Below are 15,533 nucleotides of genomic sequence, written 5' to 3'. Positions count from 1 at the left end.
ATAGATCAAATTATTCAAAGATTTTGCCGATTACGTGCAATTGCCGCAGGCATCGACGAGTTTTTCAAGCGCTGCCTTGGCTTCGTCATCATCAAGGCCTTCGGATTTGATCTTTTTCTGGATTTTGCAGCAAAGGGCGGGCCCATCCGGGAACGGCTTGTCAGTCCAGAAGGGCGCGGTTGTGGCGAAATATCCCGCCTGATCCAGGAACGAAACGCCGTAGTAATAGGCGGCCCCGACCGAGTTATAGAAGGTCGGGTCATCGATAAAGCCGCCATCGGGCGTCATGGATTTGGTCAGGCACCAATCAATCACCAAGGCGATATCTTTGGATGCTGCATCTTGTGTCGCGCCATCAACCTTTGACCAGCCAAGATCGAAAATCTTGGTCACGTCATAGTTGTTGTGATTGTTGAAATCACCATTGTGCTTCCAGCCGAACGGATAGGCATCGTCGCGGATCGCAAGCGTGGTGTTGAAAATTTGCGTCCACAGATCGACCTTGCCATGCTGGTAAGAGATATTGTGGAATGTCAGGCTAAGGTCGCTGCTTTTGAGAACGCCCTGATCGGTGGTGTCAAACCAACCGCCCCAATAACCACTTTGACCATCCTGCCAGTCATCAAGCCATGACTTATAGGCCGAGATGTAATCATCGGTCAGATCAAAACCCTTTACGTTGGTTTTGAAATAATCGCGGATTTCGCTTTTAAAGCACATCTGTGAAAGTGCCGCCGTAACAGCCCCAAGGGCATCACGGCGATCCAGACCATCGGCAAAAATCCGCGATGTCTTTTGATCATCAAGCCAGGCCGTCATTTTGGCGGGTGTTGAAATCGGCTCCAGAAAGGCAAGCGGGTATTCAGGCGCCTTGCCTTCATCGGCCAGGGTATTGACCGCATCAATCATCGCATCGACTTTGAGGAACCATTGATCGTAACACGGCCCCCAGGAGCCATCGCTTGCGACCTGTTTTTCCGCCCAGGCCTGATCAGGATTGTTCAGCGAACTGGCAAAGCCGTCCAGCTTTTGATCAAGCGCCTTCCAGTCGGCGGTGTATTGCAGCAGCCATTTGCATTCGATCATCTGTTGATCGGAGGCCGCCAGGCTGTTGCCGGTTTGCTGGGCGGCGATCAGTTTATCCTGCAGCGGGGCCAGCTTTGCGGCATATGTTTTTTGCTGCGCGACATAGTCGGGATCAAAAACGCAGAACTGCACCGTGATCAGTTTACTAAAATCCGTCAAACCCCTGCCCCCGATATTTCAAAAGATATTGATCATGTAAAACCATGACAAATACCCGTGCAGATCCAAAGCATTATCGACAAATGGCTTCAAACAGCCGAGGGGATAGCATGGGATGGTAGGCCGGGTGTGTGTTGTGGTGGAAACTAGTTGCCCAGCAGCCAGTTGCGGATCACGCGCAATGCCTGTTCGGGGTCGGTGTCGACGATCCTGGCGGCGACATTGGCCTTTTTGCGATCAATCATGCCCTCAATGCCGGCCAGATTGAACCGGTCCTGATCGTCGGATCCGGAAACAGGCGATACGCCCGCCGTTGTTGCGCGCAATCTTTCGCGCAAACGCGAATCCGAACCCGATTCGTAACGGGGGATCGGTGCCGCAGGCTTTGGACCGGGCAAAAATGACGGTCCATTCCCTGTTTTATCGCTGTTATCTGATTGCGTCATTGGCACAACTTTCGGTTCGCATTGTGACACAGTCATCATATTGGGCTGCCCCGACAGAGTGCAAATCCAATCCCATCTTGCAAGGGGCTCTCAGCCGCTTCAGATCGTTATATTAGTTTAAAAGAAACTTTGATTTCCGGGCGTTTCGGATGCTAGGGTCGAGTTAAAATAAGAAGAAAAAAGATGGGCGCGACGCTAAATTTTTCCCAATCGAGCGGACGGTTTGATCATTTGATCACCGATGAAAATGCGTTTGAAAACCGAAACGCATTTCACATATAGCAATTTCACCGCGCAATGAATCGATACAAAAAAACGCGTGATTGCAAATTTTGTACTTCCACAACTCGATCACTCTATCTAGTTTGGGAGGATCAACTTACCACCACTTTAGGGTAGTTGTCGCAATACTTTAGACCAGAGCACACAAATCCAAAAGGGGGGCCAGGTTTTTGTGAGGCACCATACTCTTATCCTGATTGTTGCACTGACCACAATGCTGACTGGCGTTGCCAAAACGCATGCCGTTGAATTTGGTGAAGCACCCGAACTTGCCAAACTGGTTGAGGACGGAAATCTGCCGCCGGTCAAGGATCGCTTGCCGACCGCACCGATGATCGTCACCCCCAATGAACGGGTCGGAACCTATGGCGGCACATGGAAAATGGCGCAGCGTAACAGCCGTGACCATGCCCTGCTGATCAGGACGATTGGATATGAGCCACTTCTGCGCTGGACCCCGCAATGGTCTTCGACCATCCCCAATGTCGCCCTGTCATTCCAGCCCAGCAGCGATGCAACCGAGTTCTTTTTCCGTCTGCGACAAGGCATGCGGTGGTCGGATGGCACGCCATTCACGGCCGATGACATCGTTTTCTGGTACGAGGATATCCTGAACAATCCGGCCTTTGCCGATGCGGTGCCGGAATGGTTGACATCAGGTGGCAATACCGTGCAAGTCGACGAGATTGATCCCTATACCGTTGCGTTTCGTTTCAGCAAGCCATACGGCCTTTTCCCGACCGCCCTTGCCCGCCCCGAAGGTGTTGAGCCGGTAAGCTATCCGGCGCATTTTCTGAAGCCGCTTTTGCCGAAATATAATGCCAATGCCAATGCCGACGCCCAGAAGATGGGTTATGCCGGCTGGAAAGAGCGTTTTATCGACGTATTTGGGCAGCCCGGTACGATTGATGACCCGACGCGCTGGAACAATCCCGATGTGCCGACCCTGAATGCCTGGGTGCTTACCGGGGTATATGGCAAGGACGATCCACTGATCGCCAAGCGCAATCCCTATTACTGGAAAATTGATCCGACCGGCCGGCAACTTCCCTATATCGACACGGTTTCCATGACACTGGTGCCGTCAAAAAGTGCGGCTGGGGATGCGGCAATTGCCGGCAAGGTCAATATGCAAGAACGCCATATCGGCACGCGCGCCAACGAAGTTCTGGCTCAAAACAAGGATCTTCAGGCCTTCACGCTGATCGAGAGCGATATGAATATCCTGACCTTGTCGCTTAACCTCAATGACAAGGACCCGGTGCTGCGCGACATTTTCCAGAACAAGGATTTTCGCGTTGCCCTGTCATATGCGATTGATCGCGAGACCATCATTGATCGCTTTGTTCCCGGTGCCTTGCCCCATCAGGCGGCACCAAGACCGGAAAGCCCGCAATATCACACGGTGCTGGCGCGACAGTTCATGGCATATAATGTCGAACTGGCGCGGAGCTATATTGCGAAAGCGGGACTGACCACCATCAATGATGACGGCATCCTGTTGCGTCCGGATGGCAAGCCGCTTTCATTCACGATTGATACCGAGGGTGCGGAACGCTTTCAGATGCTCGATGCGGTCATGGGCTATTGGCGTGAACTTGGCATTGATGTCAGAGCCCGGAACCTTGCACGTGACGAATTTGTCGCTTTGCGCGAACGCAATGAACACAATGCCAGTGCGTGGGGTGGTGATGGCGGTCTTGATGCGATGCTCACCCCGATCAATTACCTGCCGATGTCTTCTGAATCGTCCTGGTATGCAACCGGATGGGCCAACTGGTACCTGAACCCGGAAAGCCCCGATGCCATCACCCCGCCCCAAGATGTTCGCGATCAGCTTGCGCTTTATGATCAACTGAAAGCGACAGCAAATGCGGAAAAACAAAATCAACTGATGCGCGATATTCTCGACATCAGTGCAAATCAGTTTTACCTTATGGGAATTGCATTACCGCCAAACAGAAAAGGCGTGGTGGCACGGGACTTCCACAACGTTCCCAAGGTCATGCCTGCCGCCTGGAGTTATGCGACACCTGCGCCGACCAATCCAAGTCAGTATTTTATTCAGCCCGAGTAAAATCCACGACAAACACGCATCATTCTGAATGGGGGCAGAATTAACTTGAGGACGCTGTTTGACCGACTGATCGGCAGTCTGGTTTTCAAGATCGCATTTGCGATCATTGTCGTGGAAACCATCCTTTTTGGTCTGTTTGGCGGTTATTATGTGAACTATTTCGGGGCCGAAATTGACCGCAGGATTGCGGAACAGATCAGCACACCCGGACGGCTTATTCAGCAGGAACAACTCAAGGTCTCTATTCTGAGCGACCCCGAGCAGATGGAACTTCTGCTTGGACGGCATTTGCAGCAAGCGCTGGCTGTCGGTTTTGACGGCACCATCTATCATTCAACCGACCCGTTGATGATCGGTGCGTCGATCAGCTCGTTACCGGACTTCCCGACCGAACAGCTTCGCGCCGACATGAGAGAGCAGACCCTGTTCACGGTCGATGACGATACCGGGTCCAGCATGGTCAGCATCACGCCGATCTTTGCGCTGAATGCCAATCAGCCCTTCATGTATGTCTATCTCAAGGTGTCGACCAAGGGCCTTGAAGAAAGCCAGCGCCAGATGCAGTCGGTGCTTGTGATCGGCTCGATCCTTTGTGTGTTGCTGACCTCTGCACTGATTTTCCTGTTTACCCAGCACACGGTGCTTAAGCGACTGATCACAGCGGCACAGTTTGTTAACAAGATCCAGGTCGGCAAGCTGAGTTCGCGGCTGACACCGATGGGACGTGACGAAATCGGCATTTTGGAGCGCGGGCTCAATGCCATGGCCGAAAGTCTGGAACGCCGCACCCAGCAACATCAGGCTGCCCAGAACGCCTTGCGCGACAGCGAAGAGCGTTTCCGCGACTTTACCCTGTCTTCCGCCGACTGGTACTGGGAGATGGGCAGTGATTTCAAAATCGCCTTTGCGTCCTACAAGTTTTATCAGCTGATCGAGGAAATCAACGGCTCCCCGCAGGGGCAGTCGTTTGACAAACTTGGGCTTCATCCGGAACACCCGGAGGGGTGGCAATATCTGCAACGCCATCTTGATGAACATACCGCGTTCTACAACGTCGAATTTTCCTGGACATCGCGGGATGGTGAAAAGCAGTTCGGGCGGATCAATGGCGTTCCGGTCTTTGCGCTGGATGGCAGTTTCAACGGCTATCGCGGGACGGGCAGCAACATTACCGAACAGCATCGTGCCGCGGAGGAACAGCAAGCCCTGCAGCGCCAGCTTGCCACATCGCAAAAGCTTGAGGCGGTGGGCCAGATGGCCGGCGGTGTTGCCCATGAATTCAACAATTGCCTTGCCGGTATCCTGAGTTTCGCCGAAGTGGCACGTGCCAAGATTGATGACCCCGATCGGGTGAAGGAATACCTTGATCACGTCATCTCGCTTGGCGAGCGGGCGACCGGTGTTGCCGACCAGCTTTTGATGTTCTCGCGCCGCAGGATCGATCAGCCGAAAAATGTCCGGGTTGAAAGCATCTTTGCGGAGATGGAAAAACTGCTGGTGACCTTGCTTGAGCACCGGATTGATCTGCAAATCTGGGCCGACGAGGCTGACCTTCATACAAGGGTTGATCCGACGCAATTGTCGGCCTGTATCCTCAACCTTGCGATCAATGCGCGCGATGCGATGCCCGATGGCGGCACGCTGCAGATTTCATGCAGCAGTGCCGATATTCCGCCGCTGGCACAGCGCGAAGCCGATGAAGACGAGGATATCTATCCGCCTGAGGTGGAAGGCCAGTTTGTTGTCATCACCGTGCAGGATACCGGCACCGGGATTCCCGAAGATGTGATCGACCATATTTTCGAGCCCTTCTTCTCGACCAAGGAGCCGGGCAAGGGCACCGGACTTGGGCTTTCGATTGTTCATAGCTGGGTCGAAGAGGCCCACGGCTTTATCAATCTTGAAAGTGTCGAGGGCGAAGGAACGACGTTCTCGATCTATCTGCCGCGTTCGGAACCCGGCGCGGAGCCCGAGGACGAAGTTGACGAGATCGGCGTCTTCCCCGGCAATGGCGAGCGTGTTCTGATTGTTGATGATGAACAGGCCCTGCGCACCACCGCCCAAATCATCCTGGATGATGCCGGTTATCGCACCGAGATCGCGAAAAGCACCGAAGAAGCGTTGGTGATCCTGCAAACCAACACGGGTGATGCGGCATTTGATGTGATTCTGACCGACGTCGTCTTGCCCGGTCGCAGTGGCCCGCAACTGATCATCGAAGCATTGCGCCAGAACCCGCGCTATGGCGTGGTGTTCATGTCCGGTTATCCGGCGCGATCACGCAAGGAACTGGACAATCTTTTGGGTAATTACGTGTTTGTCAAAAAGCCGTTCCGCCCCGGCAAGTTGCAAAAAGCGGTGCATGATGCGCTCAAACTCGCATCCGAACGGGCGCAGTCGAGCTGACATCGCTGCTCAACGGATCGAGTCCCCAACCCTGACCATCGCGAAATCACGGAATTTTCGCCGAATGGTTAAAAAAATCTTACCCAGCTATATTAGTTAAAATGCTTGCAAACCAAGCAATTGGCGGGGTTGGGATTACGACAGCACTGGATAGTGTGACAACCATCACTTATATGAACCTAACAAGCCCATACCGTGAACTTCAGACAGATTTGAAGAACCCGGTAAAGATTGATGGGCATCGCCCACCCGGACAGATAAAGAGGTCAGGATGATCGGCTCAGTTCAAGGTTCAGGACTTGGTTCAGCGGCACAGGCCGTGAATGATGCAATTACGCCCAAAGGTGGTGCAGACCCGTCTTTGCCTTTCGCAGCCGCAGAAGGCGCGATCAATAAGGCAACCGGTCTTGCCAAGGTGATCGGCTCCATCGTCACCGAACACCAGCCGCTTGAAACCAGCGGCAATCGTGGCACCAAGGTTAATATCCTAACGTGATTTTTCCCTCTCGTTAGCTTCCTCCGGGGTGGTCTTTTATGGCCACCCTTCTTTCTGTCTGGACCACGGATTGCGCTTTGATGCGGCGCATCACGCGATCATGACAAACGTCTGACCACGTGCTAGGGTAAGCCCAACATCAATCGTGGACGATCAGATGACCACCAACAGAATTGGCACAGGCTCCTCCCATACAGGCCTTCAGGATGCGCGCGCGCGTCCGCAGGGCGGTATGGTTTCGCGGGGACGCGTTGGTGCCAATTCAGACCAGCCGTCATCGGACAGTTTCATCGCATCCCAGCTTGCCCGCCTGCGCAACCTGATCGCAACCGATCAGATTGACCATAATGCGCGGCGCGGGACTTATCTGAACATCGTGCTTTAACCAGCAGATCGTTGCGTCGTGACGTTCCCTTAAGGAACGCGGGCATTTGACGTGCTTTCGTGGGTTCAAGCAAGGCAACTCCCTAAAAGAAAAAAGCCCCGTACCGAAGTACGGGGCGAGTTCGTTTGTCCAGGTGTGTTGGACAAGGGAGCTTGCGCAAAAGCGTGAGGGATCACGCAGTTGCCTGGTTTTCGCTCTCGGAGCGAATGGGGTGTTCCAGCTTGTCGACGATTTCTTTTGGCACGATCTGCCAGAAGTTGCCGCGTTCACGGTCCCAGTTATCGAGGATGGTGCGCGCAAAACCACTTTCGGTTTCGGCCACATGCTCTTCGATCAGAGAACGGCAATGTTCGTCCCAATGCTGGGTTTCAATGCGCTGATACAGGATGGAGCCATCATTAACGACATCGGCAAAGGTATTGTCGCGGTCATAGATGAACGCCATGCCACCGGTCATGCCAGCACCGAAGTTTTCACCAACGGAGCCAAGAATGACAGCCGTGCCACCGGTCATATATTCACAACCGTTCGAGCCACAGCCTTCGACCACAACGGTCGCACCGGAGTTACGCACACAGAAACGCTCACCGGCCTGACCAGCGGCAAACAGCTTGCCTGCGGTCGCACCATACAAAATGGTGTTGCCGATGATGGTGTTTTCGTTGGTCTTAAGCGAGCTGCTTGGGCGCGGACGCAGAACGATCGTTCCGCCCGAAAGGCCCTTGCCGACATAGTCGTTGGCATCGCCCTGGACTTCGATCTTGAGCCCCTGCACGGCAAAGGCACCAAGCGACTGACCAGCCGAGCCACGCAGACGGACATGGAGGTGGCCCGGTTTCAGGCCGGTCATGCCGTATTTCTGCGTGATCAGTGACGACATCCGGGTCCCAATCGCACGCTGGGTGTTCTGGATGTTGTACTGCAGCTGCATCTTTTCGCCGTCTTCCAGAAGCGGACGGGCATCCTTGATCATCTGGGCATCAAGGGTATCCGGTACTTCGTTACGGCCTTCGATGGTGCAGAAGCGGGCATGATCGCCTGCATCTGCCTGTGCCAGAAGCGGGTTAAGGTCAAGGTCAACAAGGTCCTTGGCACCACGGTGAACCTGCTGAAGCAGATCGGAGCGGCCAATAACTTCTTCGAGGCGGGTATAGCCAAGCTCGGCCAGAACGTCTTTGACTTCCTCGGCCATGAAGGTGAACAGGTTGACCAGCTTGTCTGCTGTACCGACGAACTTGGCACGCAGTGCCGGATCCTGGGTACAGACACCAACCGGGCAAGTGTTCGAATGGCATTGACGCACCATGATGCAACCAAGTGCGATCAGGGAAGCCGTGCCGATACCGAATTCCTCGGCACCGAGCATGGCACCGATCACCACGTCACGGCCGGTTTTGAAACCACCGTCAACGCGCAGCTTGACCTTGTCACGCAGGTTGTTGAGCGTCAGGACCTGGTTGACTTCCGACAGGCCCATTTCCCATGGAACGCCGGCATATTTGATCGAGGTCTGCGGGCTTGCACCCGTACCACCGTCATAACCGGAAATCAGGATCACGTCGGCTTTTGCCTTGGCAACACCAGCGGCAATCGTCCCGACACCCGAACGCGACACCAGCTTGACGCAGACGCGGCAGCGAGGGTTGATCTGTTTGAGGTCATAGATCAGCTGTGCCAGATCTTCGATAGAGTAGATGTCATGGTGCGGCGGCGGTGAAATCAGGGTCACACCCGGCGTTGCATGACGAAGCTGGGCAATTTCCACCGTGACCTTGAAGCCCGGCAGCTGACCACCTTCGCCCGGTTTTGCACCCTGGGCGACCTTGATCTGGATTTCTTCGCAGTTGTTGAGGTATTCGGCAGTTACACCGAAACGCCCCGATGCGACCTGCTTGATCGAGGAACGCGCATTGTCACCGTTCGCACGCGGACGGAAACGTTCACGCGATTCACCACCTTCACCGGAGTTCGATTTCGCACCGATGCGGTTCATGGCAATCGCCAAGGCTTCGTGCGCCTCGGTCGAGAGCGCGCCGTGGGACATGCCCGGGGTTACGAAACGCTTGCGGATTTCGGTGATGCTTTCGACCTTGTCCTGATGAACAGGGCTATGGTCACTGCGGAAATCAAGAAGATCACGCAGATGAAGCGGTTCACGCGACCGCAGACCTTCGGAGAATTTGCGGAAGGTGTTGTAGCTGCCAGACGTCACAGCGGACTGCAAGGTGTGGATCAGCGGACCGGTCCAGACGTGACGTTCGCCACTGCGACGATACTTATAAAGACCACCCACCGGAAGCGTCACGACATTGCCGTTAAAGGCTTCTTTGTGCTGGGCGATGGTGCGGCGCTGAATACCCTGAAGGCCGATCCCCGAAATGCGCGACGGCATGCCCGGGAAGAATTCAGCCACAAGCGACCGCGACAGACCGATGCTTTCGAAGTTGTAGCCACCACGATAGGAGCTGATGATCGAGATGCCCATTTTCGACATGATCTTGAGCAGACCGGCATCAATTGCGGCCTTGAAGCGCTGCATGACTTCGGCGGTGCTGTTCACATTCGGGAACAGGCCACGTGCATAACGATCCAGCAGACCTTCCTGTGCGAGATAGGCGTTGACCGTCGTCGCCCCCACACCGATCAGAACGGCAAAGTAATGCACATCCATGCATTCGGCCGAGCGAACGTTGAGCGAGATATAGGTGCGCAGCGACGTCTTGACGAGGTAGCTGTGAACGCCACCGGTCGCAAGTATCATCGGGATCGCGGCACGGGTTTCAGAAATGCCTTCGTCGGTCAGAATGATGTGCAGGGCACCGCCGCGCACAGCTTCCTCGGCTTCGCGCTGAATGCGGGTGATCGCATCACGCAGGGCCGTCTGCCCACCACTGATGTCAAAGGTGGTGTCGATTTCAACAGCACTTTCGCCCATATAGCCGCGCATGGCGTCATATTCGGCGTTGGTCAGAACGGGGCTTTCGAGCTGGAGCAAGTCACACTGGCTTTCATCCTCATCCAGAATGTTGCCAAGGTTGCCCAGACGGGTTTTCAGGCTCATGACGCGCGCTTCACGAAGACTGTCGATCGGCGGGTTGGTGACCTGCGAGAAGTTCTGACGGAAGAAGTGATGCAAGCCGCGATAACGGTCCGAAAGGATCGCAAGCGGGGTGTCATCCCCCATCGAGCCGATGGCTTCCTTGCCGTCCTCACCCATCGGATGAAGGATCAGTTCAAGGTCTTCGTGGGACAGGCCCATCGCCTTTTGCATACGCAGCAGGCGCTCTTTTTCGAAATGTGCCGGTTCGGCATGTTCCGGTGAAATCAGATCGTCGAGCACCTTGGTGCGGCCAACCCATTTCGACCAGTCGCGACGTGCTGCCAGCTGATCTTTCAGCTCGGCATCATGCAGCAGTTTGCCTTCTGCGAGGTTAACCGCAATCATCTGGCCCGGGCCGAGGCGGCCTTTTTCAACGCAGGCTTCCTCGTCGATATGAACCATACCGGCCTCGGAACCAGCGATCAGAAGACCGTTGCCCGTTACTGCATAACGCAGCGGACGCAGACCGTTACGGTCGGTGCCACCCATCAGCCATTTGCCGCCATAGGCCGCAAGGGCGGCCGGGCCGTCCCACGGTTCCATCACAGCGTTGCAATAGGCATAGAGGTTTTTATAGCTGTCTGGCGTGGATGCCTTTTTCGACCAGGCTTCCGGCACCATCATGGTTTTGACCATCGGAAGGTCACGACCCGAACGCACCATCAGTTCGAACACGGCATCAAGGGCGGCCGAGTCAGACGAGCCCGGCTGGATCACCGGTTTGAGATCATCGATGCTGTCGGCATAGGCATCATGTGCCATGCGTGCTTCGTGGCTTTTCATCCAGTTGACGTTGCCGCGCAGCGTGTTGATTTCGCCGTTATGGGCGAGAACACGGAACGGCTGTGCCAACGGCCAGCTCGGGAAGGTGTTGGTCGAGTAGCGCTGATGATAGACGCAGAAGTTCGAGATGAAGCGATCATCGCGCAGGTCGGGATAGAAGGTATCGACGTCTTCGGCCAGGAACATGCCCTTGTAGATCACCGAACGGCACGACATCGAGCAGATGTAGAAATCCTTGATCGCCTCGGAAAGCACGGCCTTCTCGATGCGGCGACGGATGGCATAAAGGTCGATCTCGAACTTTTCTTCGTCGACGTCATCACGGACACCGATCAGAACCTGTTCGATTTCCGGGCGGGTCTGGTTGGCTTTTTCGCCGATGACCGAGACATCAACCGGCACCTGACGCCAGCCGAGAATGCCGTAACCCTGTTTGAGGATTTCGGTTTCAACAATCGCACGGCAACGTTCCTGTGCGGCCATGTCGATACGCGGCAGGAAGACTTGACCAACAGCGATCAGGCTGTCCGGGGCTTCCTGGTTGATGACTTTCAAATAAGCCTTGAAGAAATCCTGCGGGATCTGAAGGTGGATACCTGCGCCATCACCTGTCTTGCCGTCGGCATCAACAGCACCACGGTGCCAGATGGCTTTCAGCGCCTCGATACCGGCTTCGACAACTTCGCGACGCGGTTTGCCGTCAATGGCACCGACCAGCCCCACACCACAGTTGGCGTGTTCTTCGGCCGGGTCGTACATCCCACTGGCTTCAAGATGTGCTGCGTTCTTTTCAAAACGGGCGATGTCAGCAGCGCCACGGTTCTGATCCATTTTATCCTGAACGATCTTGTTCATATCGTCTCTCTCCTAATGCGGCAGCGGGCTTAAGCAGCAGCTTCTTTGCGCGCCAGCAAATACTCATCAATCCGGTCAGCCGCATCACGGCCATCGCGAATTGCCCAGACCACAAGCGAGGCACCACGGGCAATATCACCCGCAGCAAACACGCCATCGAGATTGGTCATCATGGTGCGGAAGTCGATCTTGACCGTCCCCCAGCGCGACACACCCAGTTCCGGTGCATCAAACAGGGTCGGCAAATCTTCGGGTTCGAAACCAAGCGCCAGGATGACCATGTCGGCATCCATGGTGTAGCTGGAACCTTCGATGATTTCCGGGCTCTGACGGCCACCGGCATCCGGGGCACCAAGGCGCATCTTGACCGCACGCACACCGGTTACCTTGTCATCGCCGACAAAGGCTTCGGGGTTGGTCAGCCAGACAAACTCGACACCTTCTTCCTCGGCATTGGCGACTTCGCGCTGCGAGCCCGGCATGTTTGCACGGTCACGGCGATAGAGACACTTAACCGATTTGGCACCCTGACGGATCGCGGTACGGACACAGTCCATGGCGGTATCACCACCACCGATCACGACAACATTCTTGTCCTTGGCATTCAGCGTTCCGTCTTCGTAAGCCGGAACCGTGTCGCCCAGGCCGTGGCGGTTGGACGTGGTCAGATATTCAAGTGCCGGATAGACGTTGCCAAGACCGGCACCGGGCAGCTTCAGCTCGCGGGCCTTGTAAACGCCGGTCGCGATCAGAACGCTGTCATGTTTCTTGCGCAGGTCATCAAGGGTCGCATCGCGGCCAACCTCGAATTCGGTGTGCATGACAACACCACCTTCTTCGAGAAGCTTCACACGGCGTTCGACGACATCCTTTTCAAGCTTGAAGCCCGGAATACCATAAACCAGCAGCCCGCCCATGCGGTCATAACGGTCATAGATATGGACTTCATATCCTTTGAGGCGCAGCTGTTCGGCCGCGGCCATACCGCCCGGGCCACCGCCGATGATACCAACCGACATGCCATTTTCCTTGGCCGGTTTCGGCGGCTTCACCCAGCCATTCGCAAAGGCGGTGTCGGTGATGTATTTTTCGACAGAACCGATGGTAACAGCGCCGTGGGTCGACTGTTCGATCACACAGTTGCCTTCACACAGGCGATCCTGCGGGCAGATGCGACCGGTGACTTCGGGCATGTTGTTGGTTGCAGCCGAGATGGCATAAGCCTCTTCAAGGCGACCTTCGGTGGTCAGGCGCAGCCAATCGGGGATGTTATTATAAAGCGGGCAATGCGCCTGGCAGAATGGCACACCACACTGCGAGCAGCGCGATGACTGATCGGCGGCACTATTGTCATCAAACGGTGCATAAATTTCGTTGAAATCCGTGCGGCGCTCGGACGCTTCTCTTTTGTGCGGATATTTTTGTTCAAGATGAACAAATGTCAGCATCTTTTCTGTCATGACGGCCCTCTGGAAGGGTTTTATGTTGCGGGTTTTGCTCTGTATACGTGTCGAACAGGCAAGAATCCAGCACAAAATATCATTTAGGTCAATATTACTGACTTAAATATCCGGACAAATTTTCCGGTTTTTCAAAGAGAGCCTTGGAAAATGACCGCAACATTGTTTCAATAGTACCATAATGGTACTATTTATGCGTTTCGCCAAAATGGGCTAAACTGCTATAAGCGATCAGTTTTTGCAGCGAACAGCCACAGAGGCGGGCGTGACCCTACAGCACATTATTCTTCTGGCGATCGTTCAAGGGATCACCGAATTTCTCCCGATCAGTTCATCTGGCCACCTTGTCCTGGCCCCTGCCCTTACCGGAAGCGCGGATCAGGGTTTGTTGGTAGACGTTGCGGTGCATGTCGGTACTTTGGCTGCTGTTTTGATCTATTTCTGGCGTGATGTGTTTGCCATGCTTGGCGGATTCGTCCGGCTGTTTACCGGGCGAATCAACCCCGGTGCCCGTCTTGCCCTTCACATCGTGCTTGCCACCATCCCGGTGATTGCCGTCGGATTCTATTTCAAGGTTTCCGGGATCGAGGAACAGCTGCGCTCTGTTGAAATCATTGCCTGGACCACACTTGGCTTTGGGATATTGCTTTGGCTTGCCGACAAGGTCGGTATGACGATCAACCGTCTTGAACACATGCGCTGGGGCGGTGCCCTGTTTATCGGGCTTGCACAGGTTCTTGCCCTTGTGCCGGGTACCAGTCGGTCGGGCATCACCATGACGGCTGCGCGCTTCATGGGGTATGAACGATCGGACGCGGCGCAGTTTTCGATGCTGATGTCGATCCCGGTCATTCTCGGTGCCGGGTTGCTGGCAGGGATCGATTTGCATCAGACGGGTGACATCAACCTGACCGAAGACGTTCTTCTTGCAGCAGGTCTGTCGTTTATCACCGCCCTGATCGCCATCGCCCTTCTGATGAGCTGGCTGAAACGATCCAGCTTCACGCCGTTTGCGATCTATCGCATTTTGCTGGGCGGCGGACTTCTGGTGTGGATTTACGTCTATGGCGGTGCGCCCCTTCCGTTCCTGAGCTGATCAACCACCACCGTCCAACGCAGACCCAAGAGCCCCACATGTTTTTACGTCCCCTTGACCCGGCGGCAGATGGCGCTGCATTGCACCGCATTTTTGGTGATCCGGATTGCTGCCTGTGGCTCCCAGAACCAGCTACCCCGGACATTGAAACCACCATCGCGAAGCTTAAGGAATGGTACGCCGGGTTTGCAGATACTTCATGGGTCGTTTGCGAAACGCCCGATGGACCGGCCCTTGGCGTTATTGCCTTTTATAACACCGGGCGGGATGCGGATATCTGGGAAGCGGCCTGCATGGTGGCCCCGGCCGCACGCGGTCGGAATTATGCCGCACGTGGTCTTTATGCCGCGATCCGGTATCTGTTTGAAAATACCACTGCGCGCCGGGTGTTTGCCGATATCGACCCGGACAATCGCGCGTCGATCAGAACATTTGAAAAGCTGGGCTTCACCCGCGAGGGTGTTTTGCGCGGCGAGTGGAAAACCCATATCGGCATTCGTGATTCAGTGATTTTCGGGCTTCTGCGCACCGACAACCTGACCGATATTGCCAATCCGCCTGAATTGATCACCGCCTAGGCTGGTCTTTTGCCGGGCCGGGGTCAGTCCTGCCAAATGGGACCGCCGGACAGCACAATCTGGGCGCGCGCCGGATCTTCGGGGGCATAGTCCGACTCCTCGACAAAGCGCATCAGAAACGGTTCGTGCGACAGCAGGAATTCAAGCGCACCACACTGCACCTCGTTCGAGGCGATCCCGGCTTTGAGATCATCAAGCCCCATGCCGGTTTGCGCGATCAACCCCTGAAGCAATTCGTCGTCGCCGGCGATATGGGCGATGGCGCGAATGGCGAGAGTTTCGGCAGCTTCCTTGTTCATATGTGCGAATGCCTGCGTGATAGAG

At 55.2% G+C, this 15,533-nt stretch carries 11 protein-coding genes; 6 read left to right on the top strand and 5 right to left on the bottom strand.

Going from position 1 to position 15,533, the window contains the following annotated elements; all coding sequences use genetic code 11:
• Window positions 1-30: 30 nt before the first annotated feature.
• Together WBY09_RS03785 and WBY09_RS03780 are read right to left on the bottom strand one after the other, a co-directional pair.
• On the bottom strand, window positions 31-1,245 hold the full coding sequence (locus WBY09_RS03785; protein WP_336232034.1) for a hypothetical protein: 1,215 nt from the start codon (window positions 1,243-1,245) through the stop codon (window positions 31-33).
• A 146-nt stretch (window positions 1,246-1,391) separates the two neighbouring features.
• Window positions 1,392-1,643 carry a hypothetical protein gene (locus WBY09_RS03780; protein ID WP_336232033.1) on the bottom strand — a complete coding sequence of 84 codons (252 nt, stop codon included), beginning with the start codon at window positions 1,641-1,643 and terminating at the stop codon, window positions 1,392-1,394.
• Between the two features lie 502 nt (window positions 1,644-2,145).
• Here WBY09_RS03780 and WBY09_RS03775 point away from each other — a divergent pair.
• The 4 genes from WBY09_RS03775 to WBY09_RS03760 all read left to right on the top strand — a co-directional run bounded on the left by WBY09_RS03775 (window position 2,146) and on the right by WBY09_RS03760 (window position 7,337).
• A complete protein-coding gene (locus WBY09_RS03775; RefSeq protein ID WP_336232032.1) occupies window positions 2,146-4,050 on the top strand; it encodes an ABC transporter substrate-binding protein in 1,905 nt (634 codons plus the stop codon).
• Between the two features lie 45 nt (window positions 4,051-4,095).
• Entirely contained in the window at window positions 4,096-6,456 is a 2,361-nt protein-coding gene (locus WBY09_RS03770; RefSeq protein WP_336232031.1) for an ATP-binding protein, read from the top strand.
• A gap of 271 nt (window positions 6,457-6,727) precedes the next feature.
• Window positions 6,728-6,952: a hypothetical protein gene (locus WBY09_RS03765; RefSeq protein WP_062956730.1), complete on the top strand. Its 225-nt coding sequence runs from the start codon at window positions 6,728-6,730 to the stop codon at window positions 6,950-6,952.
• 157 nt (window positions 6,953-7,109) lie between these two features.
• A complete protein-coding gene (locus tag WBY09_RS03760) occupies window positions 7,110-7,337 on the top strand; it encodes a hypothetical protein (RefSeq protein ID WP_064787560.1) in 228 nt (75 codons plus the stop codon).
• Between the two features lie 172 nt (window positions 7,338-7,509).
• Here WBY09_RS03760 and gltB read toward each other — a convergent pair whose 3' ends face one another.
• Window positions 7,510-12,075, bottom strand: coding sequence for a glutamate synthase large subunit (gene gltB, locus WBY09_RS03755; protein ID WP_120224164.1), 4,566 nt, complete (start codon window positions 12,073-12,075; stop codon window positions 7,510-7,512).
• A gap of 29 nt (window positions 12,076-12,104) precedes the next feature.
• On the bottom strand, window positions 12,105-13,535 hold the full coding sequence (locus WBY09_RS03750; protein WP_008888355.1) for an NAD(P)-dependent oxidoreductase: 1,431 nt from the start codon (window positions 13,533-13,535) through the stop codon (window positions 12,105-12,107).
• A gap of 265 nt (window positions 13,536-13,800) precedes the next feature.
• Between WBY09_RS03750 and WBY09_RS03745 the strand changes: the two genes are divergently transcribed.
• Together WBY09_RS03745 and WBY09_RS03740 are read left to right on the top strand one after the other, a co-directional pair.
• Window positions 13,801-14,631 (top strand): undecaprenyl-diphosphate phosphatase, encoded by an 831-nt coding sequence (locus WBY09_RS03745; protein ID WP_008888356.1) that lies wholly within the window; start codon window positions 13,801-13,803, stop codon window positions 14,629-14,631.
• A gap of 38 nt (window positions 14,632-14,669) precedes the next feature.
• Window positions 14,670-15,209 (top strand): GNAT family N-acetyltransferase, encoded by a 540-nt coding sequence (locus WBY09_RS03740; protein ID WP_336232030.1) that lies wholly within the window; start codon window positions 14,670-14,672, stop codon window positions 15,207-15,209.
• A gap of 23 nt (window positions 15,210-15,232) precedes the next feature.
• On the opposite strand, the gene WBY09_RS03735 is transcribed toward WBY09_RS03740, so the two are convergent.
• Complete coding sequence (locus WBY09_RS03735) at window positions 15,233-15,508, bottom strand: DUF3572 domain-containing protein (protein ID WP_008888358.1); 276 nt, start codon at window positions 15,506-15,508, stop codon at window positions 15,233-15,235.
• Window positions 15,509-15,533: the final 25 nt, after the last annotated feature.

It is taken from the genome of Thalassospira sp. CH_XMU1458, assembly GCF_037027205.1.
Classification (GTDB): domain Bacteria; phylum Pseudomonadota; class Alphaproteobacteria; order Rhodospirillales; family Thalassospiraceae; genus Thalassospira; species Thalassospira tepidiphila.
Note: the sequence above shows the minus strand (reverse complement) of the source record. Positions and strands in the feature narration are given on the sequence as shown.